This is a genomic window from Mesorhizobium ciceri biovar biserrulae (assembly GCF_001618845.1).
In the GTDB taxonomy this organism is placed as follows: domain Bacteria; phylum Pseudomonadota; class Alphaproteobacteria; order Rhizobiales; family Rhizobiaceae; genus Mesorhizobium; species Mesorhizobium ciceri.
On record NZ_CP015064.1, the window covers coordinates 4,009,684 to 4,034,364 of the forward strand.

The 24,681-nt window shown below is 64.7% G+C and carries 28 protein-coding genes and 1 pseudogene; 12 read left to right on the forward strand and 17 right to left on the reverse strand.

The window, feature by feature from the left end:
* Positions 1–21: 21 nt before the first annotated feature.
* The gene (locus tag A4R29_RS18815) at positions 22–774 is read right to left on the reverse strand and encodes a pyridoxamine 5'-phosphate oxidase family protein (protein ID WP_024501624.1); all 753 of its coding nucleotides are present in this window, start codon (positions 772–774) and stop codon (positions 22–24) included.
* 35 nt (positions 775–809) lie between these two features.
* Here A4R29_RS18815 and pdxR point away from each other — a divergent pair, with 35 nt between their 5' ends.
* Positions 810–2,246 carry a MocR-like pyridoxine biosynthesis transcription factor PdxR gene (pdxR, locus tag A4R29_RS18820; RefSeq protein ID WP_082827443.1) on the forward strand — a complete coding sequence of 479 codons (1,437 nt, stop codon included), beginning with the start codon at positions 810–812 and terminating at the stop codon, positions 2,244–2,246.
* A 71-nt stretch (positions 2,247–2,317) separates the two neighbouring features.
* Here the strand turns inward: pdxR and A4R29_RS18825 are convergent, their stop codons facing one another.
* Complete coding sequence (locus tag A4R29_RS18825; RefSeq protein WP_244506842.1) at positions 2,318–2,812, reverse strand: hypothetical protein; 495 nt, start codon at positions 2,810–2,812, stop codon at positions 2,318–2,320.
* Positions 2,813–2,931: 119 nt separating this feature from the next.
* On the opposite strand from A4R29_RS18825, the gene A4R29_RS18830 reads away from it, so the two are divergent.
* Entirely contained in the window at positions 2,932–3,531 is a 600-nt protein-coding gene (locus A4R29_RS18830; protein WP_063168572.1) for a DUF922 domain-containing Zn-dependent protease, read from the forward strand.
* A 166-nt stretch (positions 3,532–3,697) separates the two neighbouring features.
* Here A4R29_RS18830 and A4R29_RS18835 read toward each other — a convergent pair whose 3' ends face one another.
* Both A4R29_RS18835 and A4R29_RS18840 read right to left on the reverse strand, forming a co-directional pair.
* On the reverse strand, positions 3,698–4,756 hold the full coding sequence (locus A4R29_RS18835; RefSeq protein ID WP_063172577.1) for a Gfo/Idh/MocA family protein: 1,059 nt from the start codon (positions 4,754–4,756) through the stop codon (positions 3,698–3,700).
* A 49-nt stretch (positions 4,757–4,805) separates the two neighbouring features.
* A complete protein-coding gene (locus tag A4R29_RS18840; RefSeq protein ID WP_024501629.1) occupies positions 4,806–5,510 on the reverse strand; it encodes an SDR family oxidoreductase in 705 nt (234 codons plus the stop codon).
* 127 nt (positions 5,511–5,637) lie between these two features.
* Here A4R29_RS18840 and gcvA point away from each other — a divergent pair, with 127 nt between their 5' ends.
* Complete coding sequence (gene gcvA, locus A4R29_RS18845) at positions 5,638–6,540, forward strand: transcriptional regulator GcvA (protein ID WP_063172578.1); 903 nt, start codon at positions 5,638–5,640, stop codon at positions 6,538–6,540.
* Positions 6,541–6,575: 35 nt separating this feature from the next.
* Here the strand turns inward: gcvA and A4R29_RS18850 are convergent, their stop codons facing one another.
* Positions 6,576–7,307: a 3-keto-5-aminohexanoate cleavage protein gene (locus tag A4R29_RS18850; protein ID WP_063172579.1), complete on the reverse strand. Its 732-nt coding sequence runs from the start codon at positions 7,305–7,307 to the stop codon at positions 6,576–6,578.
* A gap of 208 nt (positions 7,308–7,515) precedes the next feature.
* On the opposite strand from A4R29_RS18850, the gene A4R29_RS18855 reads away from it, so the two are divergent.
* Positions 7,516–7,710, forward strand: a complete 195-nt coding sequence (locus A4R29_RS18855) for a hypothetical protein (RefSeq protein ID WP_024501638.1) — start codon at positions 7,516–7,518, stop codon at positions 7,708–7,710.
* 54 nt (positions 7,711–7,764) lie between these two features.
* On the opposite strand, the gene A4R29_RS18860 is transcribed toward A4R29_RS18855, so the two are convergent.
* Together A4R29_RS18860 and A4R29_RS33255 are read right to left on the reverse strand one after the other, a co-directional pair.
* Complete coding sequence (locus A4R29_RS18860) at positions 7,765–9,882, reverse strand: EAL domain-containing protein (protein WP_013530743.1); 2,118 nt, start codon at positions 9,880–9,882, stop codon at positions 7,765–7,767.
* A 137-nt stretch (positions 9,883–10,019) separates the two neighbouring features.
* A complete protein-coding gene (locus tag A4R29_RS33255; protein ID WP_013530742.1) occupies positions 10,020–10,121 on the reverse strand; it encodes a hypothetical protein in 102 nt (33 codons plus the stop codon).
* Between the two features lie 255 nt (positions 10,122–10,376).
* Here A4R29_RS33255 and A4R29_RS18865 point away from each other — a divergent pair, with 255 nt between their 5' ends.
* Entirely contained in the window at positions 10,377–10,826 is a 450-nt protein-coding gene (locus A4R29_RS18865) for an ester cyclase (protein WP_013530741.1), read from the forward strand.
* Between the two features lie 60 nt (positions 10,827–10,886).
* Here A4R29_RS18865 and A4R29_RS18870 read toward each other — a convergent pair whose 3' ends face one another.
* Together A4R29_RS18870 and A4R29_RS18875 are read right to left on the reverse strand one after the other, a co-directional pair.
* Positions 10,887–11,423, reverse strand: coding sequence for a hypothetical protein (locus A4R29_RS18870; protein ID WP_174564969.1), 537 nt, complete (start codon positions 11,421–11,423; stop codon positions 10,887–10,889).
* A gap of 121 nt (positions 11,424–11,544) precedes the next feature.
* Positions 11,545–11,871: a DUF1330 domain-containing protein gene (locus tag A4R29_RS18875; RefSeq protein ID WP_013530739.1), complete on the reverse strand. Its 327-nt coding sequence runs from the start codon at positions 11,869–11,871 to the stop codon at positions 11,545–11,547.
* Positions 11,872–12,047: 176 nt separating this feature from the next.
* Here A4R29_RS18875 and A4R29_RS18880 point away from each other — a divergent pair, with 176 nt between their 5' ends.
* Positions 12,048–12,740: a winged helix-turn-helix transcriptional regulator gene (locus tag A4R29_RS18880; protein ID WP_024501641.1), complete on the forward strand. Its 693-nt coding sequence runs from the start codon at positions 12,048–12,050 to the stop codon at positions 12,738–12,740.
* 15 nt (positions 12,741–12,755) lie between these two features.
* On the opposite strand, the gene A4R29_RS18885 is transcribed toward A4R29_RS18880, so the two are convergent.
* Both A4R29_RS18885 and A4R29_RS18890 read right to left on the reverse strand, forming a co-directional pair.
* On the reverse strand, positions 12,756–13,154 hold the full coding sequence (locus A4R29_RS18885) for a helix-turn-helix domain-containing protein (protein ID WP_024501642.1): 399 nt from the start codon (positions 13,152–13,154) through the stop codon (positions 12,756–12,758).
* The gene (locus tag A4R29_RS18890) at positions 13,154–13,450 is read right to left on the reverse strand and encodes a type II toxin-antitoxin system HigB family toxin (RefSeq protein ID WP_013530736.1); all 297 of its coding nucleotides are present in this window, start codon (positions 13,448–13,450) and stop codon (positions 13,154–13,156) included. The genes A4R29_RS18885 and A4R29_RS18890 overlap by 1 nt, the downstream gene beginning before the upstream one ends.
* Positions 13,451–13,580: 130 nt before the next feature.
* On the opposite strand from A4R29_RS18890, the gene ada reads away from it, so the two are divergent.
* The 4 genes from ada to A4R29_RS18910 all read left to right on the forward strand — a co-directional run bounded on the left by ada (position 13,581) and on the right by A4R29_RS18910 (position 16,378).
* Positions 13,581–14,693, forward strand: a complete 1,113-nt coding sequence (ada, locus tag A4R29_RS18895; RefSeq protein ID WP_063172581.1) for a bifunctional DNA-binding transcriptional regulator/O6-methylguanine-DNA methyltransferase Ada — start codon at positions 13,581–13,583, stop codon at positions 14,691–14,693.
* A gap of 12 nt (positions 14,694–14,705) precedes the next feature.
* Complete coding sequence (locus A4R29_RS18900) at positions 14,706–14,933, forward strand: hypothetical protein (RefSeq protein ID WP_024501644.1); 228 nt, start codon at positions 14,706–14,708, stop codon at positions 14,931–14,933.
* A gap of 150 nt (positions 14,934–15,083) precedes the next feature.
* The gene (locus A4R29_RS18905; protein ID WP_024501645.1) at positions 15,084–15,638 is read left to right on the forward strand and encodes a methylated-DNA--[protein]-cysteine S-methyltransferase; all 555 of its coding nucleotides are present in this window, start codon (positions 15,084–15,086) and stop codon (positions 15,636–15,638) included.
* On the forward strand, positions 15,635–16,378 hold the full coding sequence (locus A4R29_RS18910) for a 2OG-Fe(II) oxygenase (protein ID WP_063168578.1): 744 nt from the start codon (positions 15,635–15,637) through the stop codon (positions 16,376–16,378). Before A4R29_RS18905 ends, A4R29_RS18910 begins: the two co-directional genes overlap by 4 nt.
* A gap of 24 nt (positions 16,379–16,402) precedes the next feature.
* On the opposite strand, the gene A4R29_RS18915 is transcribed toward A4R29_RS18910, so the two are convergent.
* A complete protein-coding gene (locus A4R29_RS18915; RefSeq protein ID WP_013530731.1) occupies positions 16,403–17,002 on the reverse strand; it encodes a dihydrofolate reductase family protein in 600 nt (199 codons plus the stop codon).
* Between the two features lie 103 nt (positions 17,003–17,105).
* On the opposite strand from A4R29_RS18915, the gene A4R29_RS18920 reads away from it, so the two are divergent.
* Positions 17,106–17,522, forward strand: a complete 417-nt coding sequence (locus A4R29_RS18920) for a winged helix-turn-helix transcriptional regulator (RefSeq protein ID WP_063172582.1) — start codon at positions 17,106–17,108, stop codon at positions 17,520–17,522.
* A 121-nt stretch (positions 17,523–17,643) separates the two neighbouring features.
* Positions 17,644–18,890: pseudogene (dinB, locus tag A4R29_RS18925) on the forward strand (DNA polymerase IV).
* A 9-nt stretch (positions 18,891–18,899) separates the two neighbouring features.
* On the opposite strand, the gene A4R29_RS18930 reads toward dinB, so the two are convergent.
* The 5 genes from A4R29_RS18930 to A4R29_RS18950 form a co-directional block, all read right to left on the reverse strand.
* The gene (locus tag A4R29_RS18930) at positions 18,900–19,931 is read right to left on the reverse strand and encodes a cupin domain-containing protein (protein WP_082827445.1); all 1,032 of its coding nucleotides are present in this window, start codon (positions 19,929–19,931) and stop codon (positions 18,900–18,902) included.
* A 140-nt stretch (positions 19,932–20,071) separates the two neighbouring features.
* Entirely contained in the window at positions 20,072–21,673 is a 1,602-nt protein-coding gene (locus A4R29_RS18935) for an FGGY-family carbohydrate kinase (protein ID WP_063172584.1), read from the reverse strand.
* A 141-nt stretch (positions 21,674–21,814) separates the two neighbouring features.
* Positions 21,815–22,543 (reverse strand): SDR family oxidoreductase, encoded by a 729-nt coding sequence (locus A4R29_RS18940; protein ID WP_024501651.1) that lies wholly within the window; start codon positions 22,541–22,543, stop codon positions 21,815–21,817.
* Positions 22,544–22,565: 22 nt separating this feature from the next.
* Positions 22,566–23,822, reverse strand: coding sequence for a sugar ABC transporter permease (locus A4R29_RS18945; protein WP_063172585.1), 1,257 nt, complete (start codon positions 23,820–23,822; stop codon positions 22,566–22,568).
* Positions 23,819–24,640: an ATP-binding cassette domain-containing protein gene (locus A4R29_RS18950; RefSeq protein WP_013530724.1), complete on the reverse strand. Its 822-nt coding sequence runs from the start codon at positions 24,638–24,640 to the stop codon at positions 23,819–23,821. The genes A4R29_RS18945 and A4R29_RS18950 overlap by 4 nt, the downstream gene beginning before the upstream one ends.
* Between the last annotated feature and the right edge of the window lie 41 nt (positions 24,641–24,681).

Here is a 24,681-nt window from a genome sequence, read left to right on the forward strand (position 1 = left end):
TACGCTCCCACTAGGCGCGGGCTAAACTTCGCCCTCATAAACCCGCTGCGCCTGCGTCAGCGCCTCATCGAGCCGCGCGCCCTCGGCATATCCAGCCAGGTTCCGCGGCCGCTCCATGTCGGGCAGCAGCCTCGGACACGGCTCGGCGGCGCCGACCACCATCCGCACCGGGATGACGCCGGCCCAAACCGGATGCCCGTAATCCTCCTCGTCGTCGCCGACGCCTTTGGCGCGCACCTTCGCCGATGCCTCTTCAATACGCATGCCGATCACCGTCGTCGCCTTGGCCTCCTGCGCCGAGATCGGCCTCAGGGTCTCGCTCCGGCCGGGATAGAAACGGTCGACGACGCCGGCCAGCGCCTTCAGTTTCTCCTGCGGCTCGTCGACGATTCGCGCCGTGCCGAAACACATCGCCGAGCGATAGTTGGCCGAATGGTTGAAGCCCGAGCGCGCCAGCACCAGCCCGTCGAGATGCGACACCGTGAGACAGGCCGGCGTGCCGCCGCGCAGATTGCGCAGCATGCGGCTGGCCGACGAGCCGTGCCAGTACAGCATGTCGTCCTCGCGCCAGTGGATGGTCGGCGTGCAATAGGGCTGGCCGTCGAACGTATAGGCGACATGGCACAGCAGCCCGGCATCCAGCACCGCGAAGACTGCCGCATGGTCATAGCTGCCGCGCTCGTGCAGGCGCTTGACGCGGTTGCGGCTGGTGGTCGGAAAACTGGCTGGCGTGTCGTTCACGGCTTGCATCCTTGGTTGTCGTCTGCCAACCATGCGCCATGACATTGGTCGATAAAAGAACCAATCCTATGAAGAAAAACCGGACCAATTTTCCGGATTGGTCGGCGCTGATCCCGGTCCTGCCGGGCGACGGCCCGCGCAGCCGCGAGCTCTATGCGGCGCTCAGGCGGCTGATCGAGACCGGCGCGCTGGCCACCGGGGCGAAACTCCCGACCACCCGGGATCTCGCACAGCGCTTCGGCCTGTCGCGTTCGGCGGCGGTTGCCTGTTTCGAAATGCTGATCTCGGAGGGGTTTGCGGTCGCCAAGGTCGGCGCCGGCACCTTCGTCGCGCCTGATGTGCCGCATCTGCCGCTGACGCTGATCAAGCCGCGTCCAGCGGAGATCGAGGTCGCGGCGTCGCTACCTTGCGGCCTTGGCGTTGCGGTCTCCGATCCGCGCACGCTTGATATGTTTCGCATCCTTCTGTCGCGCCACCTCACCCGCCCCGGACCGGAGCATTTCCGCTATGGCGATCCGCGCGGCGGCCTGCCGCTGCGCACGGCAATTGCCACCTATCTCAGGACCGCACGCGGCGTGCGCTGCGACGCCGGCCAGATCGTGCTGACGTCGGGCACACAGCAGGGGCTCGATCTCCTGGTGCGTGCAGCACTTCGTCCCGGCGATGCCGTCTGGATCGAAAACCCCTGCTATCCCATGGCGCACGCCGTGCTGGCCGGCAGCGGGGCCAGGGTTTTTGGCGTACCCGTCGACGCGGAAGGGCTCGATCCCGAGATCGGCGAAAGCCTGTGCTCCAAGGCGCGCGCGGCCTATGTCACGCCCTCGCATCAATATCCGCTCGGCGTGACGATGACGATGCGCCGCCGTCTCGCTTTGCTCGACTGGGCGCGGCGCAACGATGCCTGGATCATCGAGGACGACTACGACAGCGAGTTCCGCTATGCCGGCCCGCCGCTGACCTCGCTGCAGGGCATGGACGGCTCGGGCCGTGTCGCCTATCTCGGCACCTTCTCGAAAATCCTCTTCCCCGGCCTGCGCATCGGCTATGTCGTGGTGCCCGAAGCGCTGCTCGATGCCGTCATGGCGGTCAGGGCGCGCTCCGACCGCTTCCCCTCGACGTTGGCCGAAGGCGCGCTGACCGACCTGTTGAACGAGGGCCATTTCGCCGCGCATCTCAGGCGCGTGCGCCGCCGGGTGCAAGCCGCGCGCGACGTGCTGGTCGCCGGCCTCGAGACGCATTGCGGCGATGCCCTCGAAGTAACCGTGCCCGAACAGGGGCTGCACTTGATGGCGACGCTGAAGCACGCCGGGCCGGACACGGCGATCGTCGAGGCGGCGAAGGCGGCAGGTGTCGGCGCCAGGGCCTTGTCCTCGATGTTCATCGGCGGGGCGTCCCGGCAAGGCCTGGTGCTGGGTTTTTCCGGGTTTTCGGACGAGGAACTGATGGCCGCGACGGTACGACTGGGTGGGGTGATGGGCCGCAGTCCCGGCCGCCAAACTACCTGATCCTGCTCAAACAATCTTAGGGCGAAGCAGGAGCGCAGCTCCGTCTCGGAGGCCCTCGGATGACGAAGTCCTCAATCCCCATCGGCGGGCTGGGCCTTGCCGCACTGCGCCAGCACCTTGCCGATGGCCGCGCTTGAACCCTTCAGCGGAAAGCTGATCTCGCCATATTTGGCTGAACTGACCGACACATCGCCTTTGCCGCGCAACAGGTCGAGCAGCGGATCGGCTTTCGCCAGGTTGACCACGAAGTAGTTGTACATGGCCTCCAGCTGCAGCGCCTTAGTTACCGTCTTGCCGTCGGCCTTGAACGCGAACGAACCGCTGATGCCAGGCTCCAATTGCTGGCCGTTGGCGCCGAGATCGTAGCTCAGCACCGGCGTGTCGAAACAGGTCAGCATCAGATACGCATCGCCTTTCGGCCCGCCGCAGACCGAGGCCGTCAGCACGCTGCCGCCCTCGTCTTCCTCCATCCTGGCGCTCCAGCCGCCGCACGACGCGGCAAACGCCGGTTGCGCGGCCTGCAGGACCGCTACCGCACCGGCGACGACGAGATGTGCAACTCTCATGGCTCCCCCCAATTGACTGCCTTCAGGGCATTTGCAGCGCCCGTCGCCAGCATATAGGAAAAAGCGATCCGATGGCATTGCCCCTTGCGGCAGCCGGTCCTGTTTCGCGGAGAGTTGGATTGAGAGCCTGCATTCGCCTGTGTCTGTCCTTTGCCGCCCTGCTGGCCTTGCCGCTCACCGCTCATGCCGAGTGGAAGCCGGTCGAGAAGATCGAGCCCTACGCGATCTCGGGCCAGTCCGGCGCCGAACTCTACCGCTCGATCGGCGAGAAAGGGCCAAAGCTCGGCATTGCCCGCGCCATCGCCTACACCAATTTCAAGCTGACCTGGGGGCTAAGGGATTACAAGCCCAGCGGCAAGGACTGCGTGCTGACGGCCGGGCGGCCGAAGCTGATCGTCACCTACACTTTGCCGAAACCCTCCCGCTCCCTGCCGCCGGCCGTCCAGAAGAACTGGGACACCTTCATCGCCGGCGTCGCCGCCCATGAGAAGGTGCATGGCGCCAGCATGGTCCAGATGGTCCACGACATCCAAGCCGCGACGGACGGCCTGACCGTCGCCGACGATCCCAAATGCAGCAAGACCAGGGCCGAGGTGGTCAAGCGGCTCGACGCGATCTCGAAGGCGCGGGTGCAGGCAAGCCGCGACTTCGACCGTATAGAATTCGGCAATGGCGGCAATTTGCAGAAACTGGTTTTTTCGCTCGTGACCGGCCCCTGAAGCCACCTGACACGGATCAGGAGGCGGGCACTGATGACTTACCAGGCGCAGCAATTGAAGCTGCCGATCTCCCCCCTTGCGAGGGAGATGGCCGGCAGGCCAGAGGGGAGTCTGACAGAACTCGGCCCCTTCCAGCTACTGCGGTATGGGCGCGAGGTGCGAGCCCTCACCGCGTTTCCGCGTTCGCTCTCAGCTCGGCCCGCTTCTCGTCCGACACCACGGCCAGATCCAGCACCTTCTGCAATTCGGCCGCATGGCGGAAGGACGGTTCGGCCTGCACGCCCGTGCGCACCGCGTCACTGAAACGCTGGTAGTTGGTCTCCACCGTGCCGGGGTCGAGCTCTTCCCATATGGCGTTCTCGACATTCTCCCCCACGCATGCCTTGAGCGTCGAACCGTCGAGATTGTGCACCACTTCGATGCCGCCCTTCTCGCCATAGATGCGCAGACGCAGTTCGTTGAGATGGCCTGTTGCCCAGCGGCTGGCATGCACCACGCCGAAGGCGCCGTTGGAAAAATCCAGCGTCATGGCGAAGCTGTCATTGGCGTCGAGTCCGTAGTCGCCGATGCGGTTGCCGGGCGCCTTGTCGAAGGCGCGCAGCCGGCAGAAGACATGGTCGATGTCGACGGCTGCGCCATAGCTGGCGAAATCGAGGATGTGGATGCCGACATCGCCGAGCACGCCATTGGAACCGTGGCCGCGCGACAGCCGCCACAGCCATTTCGGATCGGTGCGCCAGTCGCCCCAGAATTTCGACACCAGCCAGCTTTGCAGGTAGGACGCCTCGACATGCCTGACCGTGCCGATCTCGCCCGCTTGCACCATCTGGCGCGCTTTCTGCAGCGCGGCCACATTGCGATAGGTGAGGTTCACCATGTTGACGATGCCGGCGGCCTCGGCGGCATCGGCCATCTCGGTCGCCTTGCCGAAGTTTTCGGCCAGCGGCTTTTCGCACAGCACCGGCTTGCCGGCGGCGATCAGCGCCATGGTGGTCGGGTGGTGGATGCGGTCGGGCGTGACATTGGCCACAGCGTCGAACTCGCCCCATGCCAGCGCCTCCTCCAGCGCGGTAAAGCGGTTGGGAATGTCAAAGCTGTCGGCGAACTCGCCAACCCGCGCCGGATCGACATCGACTGCGCCGACAATGTCGACGCCCTCGATGGCGCTGAAGCGCCGGGCATGTTCCTGCGCCATCCAGCCGGTGCCGAGTATCAAAAGCCGCATTATTTGCTCCTTGGGGTGAGATGCCGGAATCCCCTCCCGGCCGACGCCCTCAAATAGCGCGTATAATGCCGCCGTCGACCCGGATGTTCTGGCCGGTGATGTAGCCGGCGCCCTCCGACGCCAGGAAGGCGATGGTCGCGGCGACCTCTTCCGAAGTGCCGTAGCGCTGCATCGGCACGCTGTCGCGGCGTTCTTCGGTGGCCGGCAGGCTGTCGATCCAGCCGGGCAGCACATTGTTCATGCGCACATTGTCGGCGGCATAGGTGTTGGCGAAGATCTTGGTGTAGGCGGCAACGCCGGCGCGGAACACGGCGGACGTCGGGAACATCGGGCTCGGCTCGACCACCCAGGCCGTCGAGATGTTGATGATGGCCCCACCCTTCTGCTTGACCATCTGCGGCGCCACGATGCGCACCGGCCGGATGACGTTGAGGAGGTAGACGTCCATGCCGGTGTGCCATTGCTCGTCGGTGATCTCGAGGATCGGCGCGCGCGGCCCGTGGCCGCCGCTGTTGACCAGCACGTCGATGCGGCCATAGCGCTCCAGCGTCAGGTCGACGAGGCGCTGCAGATCGTCGTTCGACTGGTTGGAGCCGGTGACGCCGAGCCCGCCAAGCTCCTTGGCCAGCGCCTCGCCCTTGCCCGAAGAGGAAAGAATGGCAATCTTGAAGCCGTCCGCCGCCAGCCGCTTGGCCGCCGCCGCCCCCATGCCGCTGCCGCCGGCCACCACCACAGCTACTTTTTCTACACTCATCGGATTTTCCTCTCAGGGTTTGCGGGCACCGCAAGCGGTGTTTTCGGGAGTTGAGCGTCGATATAGCTGGTTTTCCTCGTCGGTTCGAACCAGAATGCCTGAAATCAACCTGTAGAAAAACTACTGCATGCCCGAAACCTTCCTCAGCTTGCCGCCGTTGAATGCGCTGCGCGCCTTCGAAGCCTCGGCGCGTCATCTCAACTTCCGCATCGCGGCCGAAGAGCTCAACGTCACGCAAGGGGCGGTCGCCCAGCACATTCGCGGGCTGGAGGCCGATCTCGGCACGAAGCTGTTCGAGCGGCTGCCGCGCGGCCTGGCGCTGACCGACGAGGGCCGCGCCTATGTCCCCAACATCCGCCGCGCCTTTGACCTGATCTCGGAGGCGACGCTGCTGCTTCGTCCCGAGCCGGCGCGGCTGACGATCAGCGTGACGCCGAGCTTCGCCACCAAATGGCTTATCCCGAGGCTGCACGACTTCGTCGCGCACAACCCGCTGGTCGACCTGCGCGTACTGGCCAGCGAAAGCCTGTCGAGCTTCCAGGCCGATGGCGTCGACATCGCGGTCAGGCAGGGCCGCCCACCCTTCGGCGCCGGGCTGGTCGTCGACCTGTTGTTTCCCCAGCAGATCGTCGCCGTGTGCAGCCCGGCCCTGCTGCCGGCCGGCGCGATCGAGATCGCGGCCTCCGAAATCCAGCGCCACGTGCTGCTGCACGATGCCCACAATCTGTGGCCGGAATTCATGGAAAAGGCGGTCGGCCTGAAGATGACGACCGAACTCAAACGCATGCGCTTCAACCAGACCGGCCTCGCCATCGACGCGGCCGTCGCCGGCCAGGGCATTGCGCTGGCCAGCCGCTTTCTCGTCGCCGCCGACCTCGCCGCCGGCCGTCTGGTTCAGCCCGTCAGCGGCGAAATGCGCGGCACGCAGGATTTTTATGTCGTGACGCCGAGAAAACAGCGCCACCCCGAGCCGACGCAAGCCGTGCGGCAATGGTTGCTGGATGCCGGAGAGCGACGACCTTTGTCGTGAGACCTTCGCACGCACGGAGACGTCAAGCCGCTTGCCTATGAGGCAACGACGGGCGCACCGCGAAAGATCGCCACGGCGGCAGCGACGATTTCCGCATTGTCCTTGGCTGTCCTGCCGTCGGCGAGCGTCTTGCCGTCTTCCAGACCGACCCGCGTCGACCAGTGCTTTCGATGGGCAAGCTCCACGAACGGCCAGACGGTGGCATCGACGCCATGCAGCAGGATCGGCCGCCGTACCCCGGCGCGCTCGAGTACGGCGGCGATGCCATGCGCTTCATCGAGTGCAGCGGACAGATCGGGGATTTCGATCTCGATTAGATTGCGCAGGACCTGGTTGTGGCCGGGAAGCGCTACGAAGCGCTCGGCATCGGCGACGACGGCAAGCCCCGCCTCGATGCCTACACCACGCTGGCGCAGCAACTCCAACACGGCGGGCGCATCCGGTTCGGACAGGTTGACCGAAGCATAGTCAGGCAGGTCTCGCCAGCCGGCGATCGCCGCGCGGGTCCGCTCGACGTCGTTCTCGATCCAGGCGCCGGTCGACACACCAACCAGTGTTCCCGGGCAGGTCCGGCGCACCGCCAGCACCGTGGCGTCGACGGCTGCCAGGCTTTCGCGTCCGTCGGTGCCGCGCGGATGGATATGCAGTTCGGCCGCTCTAGCGGCGACGCAGGCTGCCGCATCGCTGGCCATTGCCTCGGCAGTCAGCGGCAGCTTCGGGTGGAAATCGCGCGGACGCGCGCCGTTGATGCAGGCCTGGACGATCATCGATGTCACCTTGCGCAAGGGGCCGCAGTGTAGCTGTGCGGCGTTGAAACTGCCAATCTCCCCCCTCGTAGGGGAGATCGGCAGCTTCAACGCCGCGCGCCTGCGCACAACATTCGGCGGCATTTGAATAAAAGCCGCTTGTGGATATTTACCCGGCGTTCCCTCGTCTCCGGCAAGCTCTTTTCAGGGCGGGATCATGGAGGGACCATTGACCAGCGATTTTTCAGCCGCCCGCATCCACCTCGAACGCGCCTATCATTATCTGCAGGGCAATGACGAGACGAGCCGTGCCGCCTGTGACGCGCTCGATCTGTTGATCGAAGCGGTGACGGAGGCGCAGCACAGGCGACCCGAGGCTGGAGTGCTGGAGTTCCCGCAATCGACGGCGCGGCGAACCGGATAGAAAGTGTCGAGTTTCAGGCCAGTCCGGCCTGGCCTGAAACTCGCCGCACCCGGATCACGATGCCTTGCGGGCCGTCGCTCCCTTGGTTGCGCGCGCGACAATTCGCTCGAGCGGCTCCGGCCGGTGCAGCAAAAATCCCTGGCCGAAGGCGACCCCCATGTCGCTCAACATGGCCAGCGTGTCCTGCCGTTCGATCTTCTCACCGACCACGTCGCAGCCGAGGCTACGGGCAATGCTGGTGATGGCCAGCACGATCTCGCGGTCGAAGCGGCTTTGCGTGATGTGCTCGATGAAGGAACCGTCGATCTTGATCGTGTCGACGGGGAACCGCCGGAGATATTCGAACGAGCTCATGCCGGCTCCGAAATCATCGAGGCCGACCCGGCAACGCCGCTCGCGCGCCTTGCGCACGAACTGTTCGGCGGCATCGAAATTGGTGACGGCGGCGGTTTCGGTGATCTCGAAGCCGATGCCCGAATGCGGCGCCCCGGTTTCTTCTATGACGCTGTCGACGAAGTCCCAAAGCTGCGGATCGCTCAGCGTCTGCGCCGACAGATTGAAGCCAAGCGTCAGCGCCCCCGAACGCAAGGCAGCACCATGCCGCGACAGCGCGGTGCGGATGATCCAGCGGTCGAGCCGCGACGCGATGCCGAACCGCTCGGCCACCGGAATGAACTCGCCGGGTGGCACCAGCCGGCCGTTGCGTGCGGCGAGCCTGGCCAAGACTTCGACATGGCGGCTTTCCTGCCAGGGGCGGCCCAGAAGATGGATTTCCTGGCCAAACAGCTTCAGCCTACCGTCTTCCATGGCATCGACCGTATCGGCGACGATGCGCGCCGCGTTGAGGCCACCCGAACCCGATGCCGTATCGGTGGAGAAGACGGCAAATCGGTTTCGCCCGGCGGCCTTGGCCGCGTAGCAGGCGTCGTCGGCACAGGCCAGCGCGTCGGCCACCGTCGTGTCGGCGTCATCGACGAAAGCGATACCGATCGAGGCCGCCAGCTTGCGCGACGTGGCCGTCGATCCAAGTTCGGCATCGCGAACCGCGGCAAGTACCGCGTCGGCCAGCCGCCCGGCCTGCGCCGCATCGCAATTGGGCATCAGCAGCGCGAACTCGTCACCGCCCAGGCGCGCGGCATGCGCCGTCGCGGGAAGGCAGCCCAGAATGCCTTGCGCAACGCTTTTCAGTGCCAGGTCGCCGGCCGCGTGGCCGGCAAAATCGTTGAGCGCCTTGAAGTAGTCGAGATCGACATAGAACACGGAAAGCGGCAGCAACTGCGCGGCCGCGATATGATCGGCCAGCAGCCGGTCGAACGCGGCGCGGTTCAAGAGACCGGTGAGCGCGTCATGGCGGGCCGCATAGGCAAGCTCCTGCTCGCGCTGCTTGTCTTCGGTGATATCGCGCACCGTGCCCAGGATCTGCCCCGCCAGCCGGCGGTCCCGGATTTGCGGGTCGGCGATGAAACGCAGCAGGGATTCTATGTGCCGGACCTCTCCGTCGCGCCGCACGATGCGGTATTGCACGGCGGTGACCTTGTCCGTTTCGAGCGGCACCAGATGCGCGCGCGACGCGGCGTCCTTGTCGTCCGGATGCAGATAGCCGAACCAGTGGTCGCGCTCGACTTCGGCGGTGTCGGAGACGAGCCCGAAAATCTCCCTGGTGCGTTCGTCCCAATAACTTTTGCCGCCCGCGAGGTCGTGGTGCCAGATGCCGGTGCCGCTGGCGGCGAGCGCCAGGCGGAAGCGCACATTGACCTGCTCGAGTTCGGCCTCGGCGGCCTTCTGCTTGGAGATGTCGGTCTGCACACCCATCAGCCTGAGCGGCTTTCCCATCGCGTCGCGCTCGACGACGCCGCCGCGATCGAGCACCCACACCCAATGTCCCTGCTTGTGCTTCAGCCGCAATTCGGTCTCGATGGCGTCGGTCAGGCCGGCAATGTGGCGGTCGCCGCTGGCCAGCGCCCGCTCGCGGTCGTCGGGATGGGTCAGTTGCAGCCAAAGGTCGCTGGTGTTGGCCAGTTCGCTCTCATCGTAGCCTAGCATCCGCGCCCAGGTCGCGGAATAAAAGCAGTCGCCGGTCACAAGATCCCAGTCCCAGACGCCAAGATGCGCGCGCTCCAGGGCTTTTGCCCAGAACGTTCCATTGCGACTTTTCTTATCCTGACGCGCCATCGTCTGCTTCGCCTGCTCCACCGCGGCGCAATCTGCGGCAAAACCAGAGAAGAAACAGTTACCGCGCGGGCGGAGTTTCGACGTCTGATTGGGAGCCCCTGTTCATCAAGGCCGTACCGAACTACTCCAGGCAGCCGTCAATTTCCCCAGGTCGACGACACGACATTGCCCGCCGTCACGCCGGACAGTCTTTCGCGCTTCTCGAGCCTCGGCTTTTCATAGGTCTTCTTCATTGCCATCGCCTTCTCCCGTGGCCATCCGATTTCCAGGATCTAGCTGAGGCGGGGCAGCCATGCTTGGGCTCAGCGGAACGGGTTCCGGCCCAGGCGGCCCTGCCCGGCGCCGGACCCGCCTTTTCGATTGGCCGGCAGGAACCGGAGTTTTGTGTCTGGCGGATCGTCCTACTGCTGCCCAGGTCAGCGGCGCAAGCCGGTGACCCCTGGATCATCGGCGGCGCCGATGATCCCATGCACGACAACAACAAGGACCTTCCAATGACCAAGCAAGAAGACAACAAGGCCGTCGTCGTCAGATGGTTCACCCACTTCTGGGGTGAACGTTGCGATCTGTCGGTCGTCGACGAGATCGCGGCACCCGACATGCTGCTGAAATATTCGCTGCACGAGCCGCGCCGCGGCCGCGACGACATCAAGGCCTTCATGGCCGACTTCCGCGCCGCCTTCCCGGACCTCAACTTCTGGGCCACCGCCGACCTGATTGCCGAGGGCGACTATGTCGTCGGCCAGTGGGAGGGCGGCGGCACGCATACCGGCCCAGCCTTCGGCGACTTCCTCGTCGGTTCGCTGCCGGCCGCCACCGGCCGTACCATGCGCTTCACCGGCACCACGGTGTTGAAGGTGGTTGACGGCAGGATCGTCGAGGAAATCGGCCTCGATGACGGCGTCGCCGCCCTCACCCAGCTCGGTCTGATCAAGACCGCCTGAGGCGATCAGGCAAAACGATCGTTCGGGCCAGGCGGCGTCAATGCCGCCTGGCCTCATTGCTTATTGGCTCGGCGCCATTGCGTGCTCGCATGACACTTTCGGATTCATGTCGGCGAACGTGCCTGTCGGGTTCCCTTTCCAGGCCCAGACATGCAGCTCGTAGAATTCACCCAGGCCATAGCGGTTGGGGGCGCTGTTGAAGTTGAACAGCTGGCCGTCCAACGATGCCGGTCCTTTCGAAGTGATGTACTCGACCGCCACCAGCTTCAGCGTGCCATCGGCCATCGGCTCGTACATCACAGCTTCGGGACGGGCGATGTCGATCTTGTCGTCCTTCAGATACTGGCCGTTGACATAGTGGATGCCCATGGCGCCGCCGGTGATGCCGCTGGCACAAGGAATAGGCGCATAGCCCTCTGATACCGCTGCCTTGACGTCGACAAACCGGCTGTTGACAGCCCGCACCTTGTCGGCCAGCGGGTTGGGGCCGGAGGCAGCTTCAGCCGGCTCCTGATGCGCCTGCGCGAGGGTGGTGCAGATTGCCAGCATGGTCCCCGCCATAAGAAGTCCGCTGCGAAAGTTTGATATCATCTTCATTCCATTCTTCTTGAAAAAGCACAGCTGGCCGGCCGCCGAAAATACGGAGGCCCGGCAGGCAAGCGCTGTGGCTGTTGTTGCTTGGAGATCCCGAAATTGATGTAACGGCTACCGAAAAGGATCATCCCTTCGGCAGATACGGGATCGTTCCGGCCAGATCGGTGTTGTCGATCATCTGGAAACGGCTGTCGCTGCCGTCCTGACGGGCCGAGACGAAGGGCGCGTAGGCAGGATCGGTGGTGAAGGCGCGCGCCGCCGCTTCCGATGGGAACGCCATCAGCGCGATTAGCGTGGTATCGAGCGGCTTGCCTTCAAGCGTTTTCACATTGCCGCTGCGCGACAGATATCTGCCGCCATGCTTGTGGACGAGATCGTGCACCGAGGCGGCGTAAGCCGGCACCCACTGCGGGTCGTTTATCTTGATGTCTGCGATAACGTAGGCGGTCATGGTGGTCTCCTGGTTGCGGTGCACAGGCGTATCCCGTGCAACCGGCCAAAAGGCTCGCATGGCAGGACCCTCGCCAACCAGTCCGTGATCTGTACCGGGGCAGTACAGTTTCCGTACTGGCCGCTTCATTCATGAAGGCCTAATATTCGGTCAGGTTTGAGGGAGAGGCACCAATCATGAGCCAGCACGGATACAAACAATTCTGCCCGCTATCGATGGCCGCTGAGGTGCTGTGCACCCGCTGGACCATGGTGCTGATGCGTGAACTGGTGGCCGGCTCGACCCGCTTCAACGATCTTCGCCGCGGCGTCCCCAAAATGTCGCCGACCCTTCTGTCGCAACGGCTGAAGGAACTTGAGATCGCCGGGATCGTCGAGCGCAAGGAAGTGCCGGGCGAAAAAGGCATCTTCGAATATCGGCTGACGGAAGCCGGCCGGGATTTGCGTCCTGTCGTCGAGGCGATGGGCTTCTGGGGGCAGAAATGGGTCGAGTCCCGGCTGTCGCTGAAGAACCTCGATCCGTCGTTGCTGATGTGGGACATGCGGCGCAATCTAAACCCCTCGCCGCTGCCTGAAGGGCGCACGGTGATACAATTCCTGTATCAGGATCTCCCTGCGTCCAAACGGTCGTGGTGGCTGATCGTCGAGAAGCACGGTGAGGTCGATCTGTGCTGGTACGATCCGGGCTTCGATGTCGATCTCTACGTCTCGACCGACCTGCACACGATGACGGCGATCTGGATGGGAGTGCTGACCGTCGAGAAGGCCGGCGCCAGGGTTGCCCTGACCGGCGACCAGGCCATCGGCAGGAAGATGCAGACCTGGCTCGGCCTCAGCCCGTTCGCGGTGGAGCCCAAACGCGCGGCTTAGGAGAATCGGTGCATGTTAGGCGCGCCTGCGGCCCCTGTCATTTGCAAGGTGATAGGGTTGCACGAGGACTTCGGCGGGAATTTTCCATTCCTTGTTCAGTTTGAAGACCATATCCAGGGTGAGTGCGCGCTTTTTGTTCAACACCTCGGTCGCCCGGGGTGATGATCCGATCACCTCGGCTAGCGCCTTCCGCGACAGGTTGAACAGTTCCATGTGCGAATGAATGGCTTCAACGGGATCCGGTGCTTCAATCGGGTAGTGCTTATCCTCATAAGCCTCGATCAGGGTTGCGAGAACGTCGAACCGGTCACCATCGAGAGAGCCGACCTCCGGCTCATTTTCGAAATATTTAGTGATTTCGGCGATCGCCCAATCGTAATCGGCTTCGGTCTTAATGGGTCGAATGTTTTCCATCACACCTTCTCCGGATCAATCTTGTCATACTCTTTGTGCGTGCCGACGAATTTGATCAGAACGCGGTGAAACTTGTAGGCGACGTGGACAATCAAACGATACTTGTTGCCGCTAATGTCGAAAATGATGCGATTGTCACCGACGAAATCAACTGTCGCTCCAAACGCATCCTTGACGTCAGCCGGGGTCTTCCAATCAGCATTCCCGACAGCCACATACCAAGCCGTCAAAGGAGCTTCGGCCTGATTGTGTTTTGCCCAAAAATCCTTCAGCGCCTTCTTGGCAATTATCTGCATGACCTGATATAGCAAATTCCCAAATTGGGAACAAGAGGATTTTCCCAAATTGGGAAAGGCAAGTGAGGTTCTCCAGGCACTTGTCAGGAAACGGGTGGCGGGGCCGGCTTGTGGTGGCTTCAATGCGGTCATGTTCATCACCCTGGCCAAGAATCTGAAGTCCGCGCCGCTGCAAATCACCGACGATCCGCGCTGGGCGCGCATCGTCGCGCGCGACAAATCCGCCGACGGCGCATTCTGGTATTCGGTGGCGACGACGGGCGTCTATTGCCGGCCTTCCTGTCCGTCTCGGCGCGCCAATCCGAAAAATGTGCAGTTGCACGACACGCTGGACCAGGCCAGGGCGACCGGTTTTCGCCCGTGCCGGCGCTGCGATCCACATGGCCCGTCGCTCGAGGCCGGCAACGCGGCGATGGTCGCCGCTGCCTGCCGCAGGATCGAGCAGAGCGAGGAAGAACCCTCGCTCGCTGAATTGGCTGATGCCGCCGGCCGCAGCGCCGGTTATTTCCACCGCATCTTCAAGGCGGTCACCGGATTGACGCCGAAGGACTATGCCGCCGCGCACCGCGCCGCCAGGGTCCGCCAGGGCCTGGAAGACGGCACCAGCGTGACGGCTGCGATCTACGATGCCGGTTTCAATTCGAGCGGGCGTTTCTACGAGAAATCCACTGGTATGCTCGGCATGACGCCGACGCGCTATCGCGCCGGCGGCTCCCATGAAGAGATCCGCTTCGCCGTTGGCGAGACCTCGCTCGGCACCATCCTGGTCGCGTCCAGCCAAAAGGGCGTCGCCTCGATCCTGCTCGGAGACGATCCCGACGCGCTGGTGCGCGACCTGCAGGATCGTTTCCCCAGGGCACGGCTGATCGGTGGCGACCGCGACTACGAGGCGCTGGTCGCCCGCGTCGTCGGTTTCGTCGAGGCTCCGGCGCTCGGCCTCGACCTGCCGCTCGACGTCCGCGGCACGGCGTTCCAGCAGCGCGTCTGGCAGGCCTTGCGCGCCATCCCCGCCGGCCAAACGGTTTCCTATGCCGAGATCGCGCATCGCATAGGCGCACCTAAGGCGACCCGCGCCATCGCCGCCGCCTGCGCCGCCAACAATCTTGCCGTCGCCATTCCCTGCCACCGCGTCATCCGCAAGGACGGCGCACTTTCCGGCTACGCCTGGGGCGCGGAGCGCAAGCGCGCGCTGCTCGACCGCGAGGCAGCGTCCGACAATGCCAACCGGTCGGTGCGGGCCTGACGAGGACCGGCAATGCGCGCGATGGCAAGGTCTCCCACCACCGATGCGAACATCCAGACCCAAGCTGCCGGCAGCCGCCGCGCCCCTGACGCGAAATCACGGGTGATGACCGCCATCGGCCAGATGGTCGATGATGGCAAAGCCGAATGGAGCCGCACCGCAACCGGCGAGGTTGAGTTGCGCCTGTCATCAGGCGAAGTGTTCATGCTGGGCGAAATTTCCGTCACCCGTGTCGCATGACATCCTCAGGCGAAGTGCCAATGATCAAAATCGGCGCTCTACGGCGCCGTAGAGCACCTGCCTTGGAGATTCGAATTTGAAAGCAAGCATCGGAGTGAGCGCCAATCAGCACGTGGCTAGGGTTCAGGCACAGACAAAGGAGTGAAGGCAATGAACCTCGTACAAACCAATATTCCGGCGACAGCCACCAAGCTCGCCGCCCTCGATATCATAACCTACGCCATCGGCGAATCCCCGATCGGTAAAATCCTGGCGGCACGCAGCGCTATCGGCGTCTGCGCCATCCTGATCGGCTCGGACGCCGACACACTGGAGCGGGATCTTGGCCATCGCTTCCCGGGCAAGCTACTGGTCGAAGACGGGGCCACCTTGCGCGACGATCTCGCGGCAATCGCGCGCTTCATCGAAACGCCTGGCGTCGGCCTCGACCTGCCGCTCGACCTGCGCCGCGGCACGCCATTCCAGCAGCGCGTGTGGGAGGCGCTCCGAGGCATCCCGTGCGGCGCCACCATCACCTACGCCGCGCTGGCCCAGCGCCTCGGCCAGCCGGACGGCGCCCGTGCCGTGGCGACGGCCTGTGCGGCCAACGCGATTGCGCTGGGCATTCCCTGCCACCGTGTTGTCCGCGCCGACGGCACGCTGTCGGGCTACCGCTGGGGCGTCGAGCGCAAGCGCGCTCTGATCGACAAGGAGGCTACGATATGAATGCCCATGCCAGGGTTGCCGCATCGGCGGTTGAAGCTGCTCGGACGCGTGTCGCCGGTTACGACTGGCCCGCCCTTGCAGCCGAACTCGACGGCTTCGGCTGCGCGGTGATTGAAAAGCTGCTCTCGCCCGAAGAATGCCGGGAGATCGCCGGCCTCTATCCCAAAGAAGAGCATTTCCGCAGCCACATCCATATGGCCAGGCACGGCTTCGGCAAGGGTGAGTACCGCTATTTCCGCTATCCCTTGCCCGACCTTCTGGGCGGCCTGCGCAGCGCGCTCTATCCCAGGCTGGCCGAGGTCGCCAATCGGTGGAACGAGCGGATGGGGCAGGCCATGCGTTATCCCGCGACGCATGCCGCGTTTCTCGATCAGTGTCATGCCGCCGGCCAGACGCGGCCGACGCCGCTGCTGCTGCAATATGTGCCTGGCGACTTCAACTGCCTGCACCAGGATCTCTATGGCGACCTCGCCTTTCCGCTGCAGGTGGCGATCCTGCTCTCCGAGCCGGGCCAGGATTTCACCGGCGGTGAGTTCGCGCTGACTGAGCAGCGGCCGCGCATGCAGAGCCGGGTCGAGGTGGTGCCGCTGCGCCAGGGCGACGCCGTTGTCTTTGCCGTCCACAACCGGCCGGTGCAGGGCACCAAAGGCAATTACCGCGTCAACCTGCGTCATGGCGTCAGCCGGCTGCGCTCAGGCATGCGCCACACGGTCGGGATTATTTTTCACGATGCGAAGTGAGCAGGGAGAAGATGGAGGTCCCCCTCACCCCGCCGGTGCATAGCGACTGACCACCATGCCACAGTCATAGGTCTTCGAGCCGAGCAGCCGCAGGTTTCTAAAACCGCCCTGATCAAAAATCCGGCGGCCCGCACCCAGCACCGCCGGGTTGATGAAAAGCTGAAACTCGTCGACCAGCCCGGCCGCAATCAGCGCCGACGCGAAACCGGCGCCGCCGAACACGGCCATGTCGCCGCCCTCGCCCGCTTTCAGCGCATTGACTTCGCGCGGCAGGTCGCCGCTGGCCACGCTCGTGCGCTCCCAGGCCGGCTCCCCGGCCGATTGCTTGAGCTTATCACTGAGCACCACCTTGCGGGCGTCGACGATGCGTTGCGCAAAGGCGTAGAACGGATCGTGCGGAAACTTCTTGGCGGCATTGCCCCAATGGGTGAGATAGCCCTCCTGCGCCATCTTGCGGCTGAGCAGGATGGTATCGACGCCTGTGAAGACAGCGTTGAAGTCCTGCTTCAGCTCATCGTCCCAAGCGCTCTCGTCACCCCACTCCCAGAGCTGCCAGGAATGGTCCTCGGTGGCGCCGACAAAGCCGTCGACCGACATCTGCATCTGCAGGACCAGCTTTTTCACCGTCATTCTCCTCACGGCTATCGCAAAACAGTTTACATTTGGAACTGTTGACGCAAGGCCAAAACGATGTCAATAGTAAAGTGATTTAGAAATGGAACCATAGATGGCGACGCGCGAAAAATCCGACTGCCCGATCAACCTGTCGCTCGAACTCATCGGCGACCGCTGGACGCTGCTCATCATCCGCGACATGGTCTTCGCCGGGAAAAAGCACTTTCGCGAATTCCTGCAATCCGACGAAGGCATCTCCTCGCGCACGCTGGCCGAGCGACTGCAAACGCTTCAGGACGAAGGCATCCTCACCAGAAGCGACGACCCGACGCATGGCTTGAGAACGGTCTACCGGCTGACCGAAGCAGGCATCGACCTATTGCCGGTGCTGGCGACGCTCGGCGCCTGGGGCAGCAAGCACCGCAAGGCCGACGAGAGATTGGCCAAGATTACCGATCAGTTGGCGGCAGGCGGCGAAGCAGCGCTGGAAAAGATGAAAGCGGCGCTGCGAGCGGAGCATAGTGTCTAGGCGGTTGCGTTCAAGCCGAACCGGCATGGCTGTTGCCGCACCCAATCGCCCTTCGCTTGACAACGATCCATCTTTGTTCTTTATTTGTTCCAATCTATCAGCAACTGCGGATGTGCGGTCGATGGAAACGACAGCCACCATCCTGCATGCCGATCTCGACGCTTTCTACGCCTCTGTCGAGCAGTTGCTCGATCCGTCGCTGCGCGGCAAGCCGATCGCGGTGGGCGGCGGCGTCGTGCTCGCCGCTTCCTATGAGGCGCGCGCCTTCGGCGTGCGTGGCGGCATGCCGGGGCGCAAGGCGCGCGAACTCTGCCCGCATTTGATCTTCGTCGGCGGCAATTTCAGCCATTACCAGCGGCTGGGCGATGCGGCGATCAAGGTGCTCGACGATTTTACGCTGTAGTCGAGCGCATTTCCATCGACGAGGCGTTTGCCGACGTCGCCGGCTGCACGCATCTGTTCGGCTCGCCGCAGGAGATCGCGACAACCATCCGCCGCCGCGTGCGGGCCGAACTCGGCCTGCCGATCTCGATCGGCGTGGCGCGCACCAAGCATCTGGCCAAGATCGCCTCGCAGGTCGCCAAACCCGACGGGCTGGTGGTCGTCGAACCCGGCACCGAACTCGCCTTCCTGCATGATCTGCCGGTCGGACTGATGTGGGGCGTCGGCCCGGCGACCAGGGCGCGGCTGGCCGAGATCGGCGTCGAGACCATCGGTCAACTGGCCAGGGCGCATGGCGGCGCGCTGACGCGCCTGCTCGGTCCCGCCGCCGGCGAAAAGCTCGCCGCCCTGTCCTGGAACCGCGACCCGCGAAAGCTGGAGACGAAGCGCCGCGCGCATTCGGCCGGCGCCCAATCGGCACTTGGCCAGAAGCCGGCTATGGCACGGGTCATCGTGCCGACACTGCTGCATCTGGCCGACCGCGTCGCCAGCCGGCTGCGCGCCAAGGCAAGGCCCGGCCGCACGGTGACGGTACGCGTGCGCTTTGCCGATCTCCGCGCAGTCACCCGTTCGATCACGCTTGACCAGCCGATCTCGGCGACCGCGATGCTGGCCGAGATCGCCGGCGATCTGGTGCGCGGCCTGCTTGCCGACAATCCACAGGAGAAAATGATCTCGCTGCTGGCGATCTCTGTCTCGCATCTTGAGGAAAGCTTCGAGTTGCAGCTCGACCTGCCGCTTGGCCTCGCCGACGAGAGGCGCCGGCCCGGCACGAAGAAGGGCCTAGCACGCTTCGACGCCGATCGCGCCATCGACAAGATCCGCGAGCGCTTCGGCAAACAGGCGGTCGGCTACGGCACCGTGGCACTGGAGGCGGCGCGCTCGGTTCCCGACGAATTCAGGGAGTTGGCGGAGAAGGAGCTGTGAAGCCGGGGGCTACTCCATCTCTTCGCCGTCCCAGTACCGCCTCACCGCTCCCATGTCGAAAATGCCGTCGCGCCGGCGCAAGGCGTCGACCGCCATCTTGTTGGAATCTGGATAGACGCAGACCTCGTTGGGATTTTTCTCGCCGATCATCAGGTAACGGCACGGCCCCGTGCCGCTGTTGAGGAAGGAATGCCCGACCGCCAGGCCGGCTGGAAAGCAGACATAATCGCCGGTTTTCATTTCGTGGCGCTCCTCGCCAAGCAGCAGCGTCACCTCCCCTTCCAGGATCAGCGCATGCTCCTCTTCCAGCATGTGATAGTGCCGGGGCGCCAAGCGCATGCCGGGCGCCGGCGCTTCGATCAGCATGCCGACATGATAGTCGGAGCGTCCCAGCGCGGCATAAGTCAGGTGCCTGGACCGGCCCCCGAACCGCGGACCTTCGCCCTCGACCTTCCATTCGACAGCATCGCTGGCGATCGGCGGGATCGGCGCGGCTGGGGGTTTGGTGACACCGGCCGTCACATCCGACGGCAGCGGATCGCCGGCGGTAAGGCCGGTGTTCTCGCCGTCCCAGTAGCTTCGGTTTGCAGCGAGATCGAAGATCGCGCGGCGGCCCAGGGCGCGTACCAGCACCTTGTTGGAGGCGGTGTAGACGACCACTTCATTCGGGTTGCGCTCGCCGACGATGACATAGCGGCACAGTGCGTCGCTGGTATTGATCAGGCAATGCCCCGCCGCGGCACCGGCGGGAAAGCAGATGTAGTCGCCGGCCTTCATTGCATAGGCCGCGTCGCCGACATACGCGGTAAGCGCCCCTTCGAGGATGAAGACATGCTCTTCCTCGAAAATATGGTAATGCGCCGGCGAGGACTGCTTGCCAGCCGGAAGCTCCTCGATTGCCACGCCGACACGGTGTTTTTCGCCAAGGGCGGCCAGCGACAAATGCCGGTAGCGCAGGCCGAAGCGTGGCACGTCGGACCATTCCGTCCACGGCACCTCATCCGATGCGAATGGTAGCGGCGGTTTAGCTTCGTCCACCATTAGGGCCTCCTGGTCCTGTCGCCCTGCCCTCGTCGCGTGCTGCTAGAGGGTCCACGACAGAACAAAGCTGCCAGCTTCCAGCTAAACCGCCAAGCGGTGTTCGCTACGCTCCTGACAAAGCCGGACAGAAGCCGCGCGCTTCAGCCTCGGATGGCCTTGCCCGCCTGCTGCAGCAATTCGAACGCCGCGAAGCGTTTGGCATGCCAGCCGGCCAGCGTAGCGTCGGGATGATAGACCTCGCCGAGTTCCGACATGCCGGCCATCGCCGCCGCCACATCCTTGTAGGCACCGGCGGCGACCGCGCCCAGCATCGCCGAGCCGAGCAGCACCGGTTCCGGCGAGGTCGAGGCCACCACCACCATGCCTGTGGTGTCCGCCAGCAGTTGGCGCACCAGCGGGCTTTGGCCGGCGCCGCCACTGACCACGATGGTGTCGACGGGAATGCCCTTGTCATGCTCGGCCCGCACGATCTGGCGCGCGCCGTAGCCCAGCCCGCAGACCCCGGCGACATAGAGCCCGACCAGGCTGTCGAGGCTGGTGTCGAGATCGAGCCCGGCAATCAGCGCGCGCGCGTCCGGGTCGGCGAAAGGCGCGCGGTTGCCGAGGAACTCCGGCACCACATGGATGCCGCCGACCAGGGCCGGCGTGGCCGCGGCTCCATTGCGGCTTTGCGCCTGCAGCGACAGCCAGGCGCTGAGGCTGAGCCCCTCGGCTTGCGCTTTGGCGGTCGCTTCGCCGGCTGCAGGGTGCATGCGCACCAGATGATCAATCGCAGCACCAGCTGCCGACTGGCCGCCCTCGTTCAGCCACAGGCCCGGCACCATGGCCGAGAAATACGGACCCCAGACACCGTCGACGAAGGCCGGCTCGGCGGTCGACGACATGGTGCAGGCCGAGGTGCCGAAAACATAGGCCATGCGCGACAGCACGCTGCCGAAATCGCCGCGCGCGCCGACCGTGCCGACGCCCCCGGCATGCGCGTCGATCAGTCCGGCCGCCACCGCGGTGCCGGGGTTGAGACCAAGGTCTGCTGCTGCCTGCGCGGTCAATCCGCCGCCGAGTGCGGCACCGGTCGGCACGATCTCGGTGCCGATGCGCGCGAATGCCTCGTCGGCCAGCGCGCCGAGGCCGATCTTGCGGAAATACGTCTCGTCCCAGCGGCTCTCATGCGCCAGATAGGTCCATTTGCAGGTCACCGTGCAGACCGAACGGGCAAGGCTGCCGGTCGCCCGCCAGGTGAGGAAATCGGCGAGGTCCATGAACTGCCAGGCGGCGTCGAAAGTGGCGGGCAGGTTTTCGGCCAGCCACAAGAGTTTCGGCGTTTCCATCTCCGGCGAGATGACGCCGCCGACGTAGTTCAGCACCGCCTCGCCACTGCGATTGATGCGGCGCGTCTGCTCGACCGCGCGATGATCCATCCAGACGATGATGTTGCGTTCCGGATTGGCGGACTTGCTTACCGGCAGCGGCACGCCGCCCTCGCCCAGCACCACCAGCGAACAGGTGGCGTCGAAGCCGATGCCGGCGATCGCCTCGGGCGCCACGCCCGATTGCGCGACCGCTTCACGCGTGGCCGCGCAAACCGCCCGCCAGATGTCGTTGCTCGACTGCTCGACAATGTCGCCGGCCTCGCGCCAGACCTCGATGTCCCGTTTGGCCGAGGCAAGCAGGTTTCCCGTGTGGTCGAACACCCCGGCCCGCGCGCTGCCGGTGCCGACGTCGATGCCGAGGAAGTGGGACATTGGGGGACACCTTCGGTTTAGGGCAGTAGGGCAGTAGGGCAGTACGGGAATAGGGGATGGTGGCTTGGCTCGGGCCCGGGCATTGAACGGCAGAGCAATCCTACTGCCCTACTGCCCTACTGCCCTACTCCCCTACTCCCCCTAGAGATCATTGCTCTGCGGCAAAATCACCAGATCGCGGATCGTGACGTTGCGCGGCCGGGTCAGCATGAACATCACGGCTTCGGCCACCTCGCGTGGCTGCATCAGGCCGCCGGCGGCGAGTTCCTCTTCGAGCTTGGCCTTTGGCCAGTCGTCGACCAGTGCCGTCACTACCGGGCCGGGCGCCACGGCGCCGACGCGCAGGCCGTGCTTGGCGACCTGCCGGCGCACCGTGTGGACGAAGGCCTGCACGGCGTGCTTGGAGGCCGTGTAGATCGGTTCCCAGACCACCGGGACCAGACCGGCGATCGAACTGGTGACGATGATGTCGCCGGTCTTGCGTTCGATCATGTGCGGCAGCACTGCCTGGATCGAGCGGAAGCAGGCATTGATGTTGAGGTTGAGCATACGGTCCCAGACGTCGGGATCGCCGGTCGCCACCTCGCCGCCGACATAGGCGCCGGCATTGGCATGGAAGATGTCGAGCTGGCCGGCCTTCTCCAGAATCTGCGGCATCATGGTGGCGACGCTTGCCGGCTGCATCAGATCAATCACCAGCGGGATCGCTTTGGGGCCGAGTTCGGCGCACAGTTTGTTCAGCGTCGCCTCGGCGCGGTCGACCAGCACCACGGTGGCGCCGGCCGCCAGCATATGCCTGGCGCATTCGAGGCCGATGCCTGACGCGGCACCGGTGACGGCGGCAACTTTTCCGGACAGTTCTTGGCTCATGTCTTGCTTCCTGTTGATGGGTTCAGGCCCGGCCATGCGAGACACGCGAGCGGCGTGCCAGCGAGTCGACGATGACCGCGATGGCAAGCACGGCGCCGGTGATCATGTACCGAAGCGACGAGGACAGATCGAGCAGCGTGAGGCCGCTGGCGATCGACTGGATGACGATGATGCCGAGCAGTGCCGAATAGGCGCTGCCCCTGCCGCCGAACAGGCTGGTGCCGCCTATGACGGCCGCTGCGATGGCGTTGAGGTTGACGTCGCCCGTGCCGGCCTGCTGGCTGGCCGAGGCCAGGCGGGCCGCCGACAGCACGCCGCCGAAAGCCGCCAGCATCGAGCACAGCACGAAGGCGCTGGAATAGATCAGCCGCACATTGATGCCGGCGCGCCGCGCCGCCTCGCGGTTGCCGCCGACCGCCGACATAGAGCGGCCCCATTTGGTCCGCGTCAGCGCGTAGTGCATCGATATGACCAGGCCGACGAACAGGCCGAACATCCACGGAATGCCGCGCGCCTGATTGAGATAGAAGACGATGAGCTCGAGAATGACCGTAATCACCACCGCGCGCGTGACGAGCCCGCCGGTCGACGGCGCCGACAGGTTCGCTGCGCGGCGGCGCGCGACGGTGCGCAGGCCGGTGATCAGCATGACGATGCCCGGCACGGCCGCCAGAGCGAACGAGACGAGTTTGGGCATCATCAGCAACTGGCCGAAATTCACCAGGTTCGAGCCGTAGGGCAGGTTGATCGAGCCGGTCGAGCCGAGGATGTAGAGCTGCAGGCCAAGCACCGCCAGCAAGCCGGCCAGCGTCGAGACGAAGCTCGGCATGCCGAGCCGGTTGAACAGCAGCGCATAGAGGGCGCCGATGAAGCCGCCGACGGCAACAGCGGCCAGAATCGCGAGCGCCACCGGCCAGCCCTGGTTGACCCACAGCGTGCCGACCATGGCCGAGGCAAAGCCGCTGATCGAACCGACCGACAGGTCGATCTCGCCGACCATCAAAACGCAGACGATGCCGAGCGCGATGACGCCGACGGTGGAGCAATCGAACAGCAGATTGACCAGATTGCTGCTCGACAGGAAGATCGGGTTGATGCTGGCGAACACCGTCCAGATGATGACCAGCCCGACAATCACTGGCAGCGAGCCGAGATCGCCCGAGCGGACCCGGTCGAAGAACCGGCGGATGGCGCCGCCGATCCCCGCCTCGTGCTTGATGCGCACATCGGCGCGGTCGAGCTGCGGCGGCACGGGGGCGGCTTCGGCTTCGCGGCTCATGGGCGTGGCTCCTGGGTCTGGTCTTGCCTGGCCTGCCTGCGCTCGGCGCGCCGCGACACCGAATTGTTCGAGGCGCCGGTGATGGCGCTGACCAGTTCCTGGTTCGAGGCATCGGGCGAGAAGATGCCGTTGTTGCGGCCAAGCCGCAGCACGACGATGCGGTCGGCGACGGCGCGCACGTCTTCCATGTTGTGGCTGATGATGACAACGCCGAGGCCGCGGTCGCGCACCCGCTCGATCAAATTGAGCACTTCCGCCGTCTGCGCCACGCCAAGCGCTGCCGTCGGCTCGTCGAGCAGGATGAGCTTGGGTTCGAGCAGCAGCGAGCGCGCGATCGCCACCGTCTGGCGCTGGCCGCCCGACAGTGAAGCGACCACTTCGCGGACACTCGGGATGCGCGCCGAAAGCTCGTTGAGCAGCGTCCAGGCGCGCACTTCCATCGCCACCTCGTCCAGCCGCAGCGGGCTGAGTTCGCGGCCAAGGAAGATGTTGGCGACGATGTCGAGGTTCTCGCACAGCGCCAGGTCCTGGAACACGGTGGCGATACCGAGCGTCAGCGCGGCACTCGGATCGGCAAGCGTCACCGGCTTGCCGCGAAAACTGATCGTGCCTGAGCTCGGCTGATGCACGCCGGCCAGGATCTTGACCAGGGTCGACTTGCCGGCGCCATTGTCGCCGACCAGCGCCACCACTTCGCCTGCATGAACATCGAGATCGATGTCGGTGAGCGCCGAAACGGCGCCGAAATTCTTCGAAACGCCGCGCAGGCTGAGCACCAGCTCGCCTGCCGGAACCGGTTCGTCCGAGGTATCGGTCATGCCAGGAAGCCTTTCAAAACCGGTTCAAAAATTTCGCATGA

Bases quoted from the DNA above. Each gene is read 5' to 3' on its own strand.
- A4R29_RS18870 (WP_174564969.1), bottom strand. From the start codon at position 11,423: ATGAAGATGATATCAAACTTTCGCAGCGGACTTCTTATGGCGGGGACC.
- A4R29_RS18840 (WP_024501629.1), bottom strand. From the start codon at position 5,510: ATGAGTGTAGAAAAAGTAGCTGTGGTGGTGGCCGGCGGCAGCGGCATG.
- A4R29_RS33255 (WP_013530742.1), bottom strand. From the start codon at position 10,121: ATGGCAATGAAGAAGACCTATGAAAAGCCGAGGCTCGAGAAGCGCGAA.
- A4R29_RS18930 (WP_082827445.1), bottom strand. From the start codon at position 19,931: ATGGTGGACGAAGCTAAACCGCCGCTACCATTCGCATCGGATGAGGTG.
- A4R29_RS18825 (WP_244506842.1), bottom strand. From the start codon at position 2,812: ATGAGAGTTGCACATCTCGTCGTCGCCGGTGCGGTAGCGGTCCTGCAG.
- A4R29_RS18815 (WP_024501624.1), bottom strand. From the start codon at position 774: ATGGTTGGCAGACGACAACCAAGGATGCAAGCCGTGAACGACACGCCA.
- pdxR (WP_082827443.1), top strand. From the start codon at position 810: ATGAAGAAAAACCGGACCAATTTTCCGGATTGGTCGGCGCTGATCCCG.
- A4R29_RS18850 (WP_063172579.1), bottom strand. From the start codon at position 7,307: ATGATCGTCCAGGCCTGCATCAACGGCGCGCGTCCGCGCGATTTCCAC.
- A4R29_RS18945 (WP_063172585.1), bottom strand. From the start codon at position 23,822: ATGAGCCGCGAAGCCGAAGCCGCCCCCGTGCCGCCGCAGCTCGACCGC.
- A4R29_RS18885 (WP_024501642.1), bottom strand. From the start codon at position 13,154: ATGGAAAACATTCGACCCATTAAGACCGAAGCCGATTACGATTGGGCG.
- A4R29_RS18950 (WP_013530724.1), bottom strand. From the start codon at position 24,640: ATGACCGATACCTCGGACGAACCGGTTCCGGCAGGCGAGCTGGTGCTC.
- A4R29_RS18835 (WP_063172577.1), bottom strand. From the start codon at position 4,756: ATGCGGCTTTTGATACTCGGCACCGGCTGGATGGCGCAGGAACATGCC.
- A4R29_RS18860 (WP_013530743.1), bottom strand. From the start codon at position 9,882: ATGGCGCGTCAGGATAAGAAAAGTCGCAATGGAACGTTCTGGGCAAAA.
- A4R29_RS18920 (WP_063172582.1), top strand. From the start codon at position 17,106: ATGGCGACGCGCGAAAAATCCGACTGCCCGATCAACCTGTCGCTCGAA.
- A4R29_RS18910 (WP_063168578.1), top strand. From the start codon at position 15,635: ATGAATGCCCATGCCAGGGTTGCCGCATCGGCGGTTGAAGCTGCTCGG.
- A4R29_RS18900 (WP_024501644.1), top strand. From the start codon at position 14,706: ATGCGCGCGATGGCAAGGTCTCCCACCACCGATGCGAACATCCAGACC.
- gcvA (WP_063172578.1), top strand. From the start codon at position 5,638: ATGCCCGAAACCTTCCTCAGCTTGCCGCCGTTGAATGCGCTGCGCGCC.
- ada (WP_063172581.1), top strand. From the start codon at position 13,581: ATGTTCATCACCCTGGCCAAGAATCTGAAGTCCGCGCCGCTGCAAATC.
- A4R29_RS18935 (WP_063172584.1), bottom strand. From the start codon at position 21,673: ATGTCCCACTTCCTCGGCATCGACGTCGGCACCGGCAGCGCGCGGGCC.
- A4R29_RS18880 (WP_024501641.1), top strand. From the start codon at position 12,048: ATGAGCCAGCACGGATACAAACAATTCTGCCCGCTATCGATGGCCGCT.
- A4R29_RS18940 (WP_024501651.1), bottom strand. From the start codon at position 22,543: ATGAGCCAAGAACTGTCCGGAAAAGTTGCCGCCGTCACCGGTGCCGCG.
- A4R29_RS18905 (WP_024501645.1), top strand. From the start codon at position 15,084: ATGAACCTCGTACAAACCAATATTCCGGCGACAGCCACCAAGCTCGCC.
- A4R29_RS18890 (WP_013530736.1), bottom strand. From the start codon at position 13,450: ATGCAGATAATTGCCAAGAAGGCGCTGAAGGATTTTTGGGCAAAACAC.
- A4R29_RS18865 (WP_013530741.1), top strand. From the start codon at position 10,377: ATGACCAAGCAAGAAGACAACAAGGCCGTCGTCGTCAGATGGTTCACC.
- A4R29_RS18875 (WP_013530739.1), bottom strand. From the start codon at position 11,871: ATGACCGCCTACGTTATCGCAGACATCAAGATAAACGACCCGCAGTGG.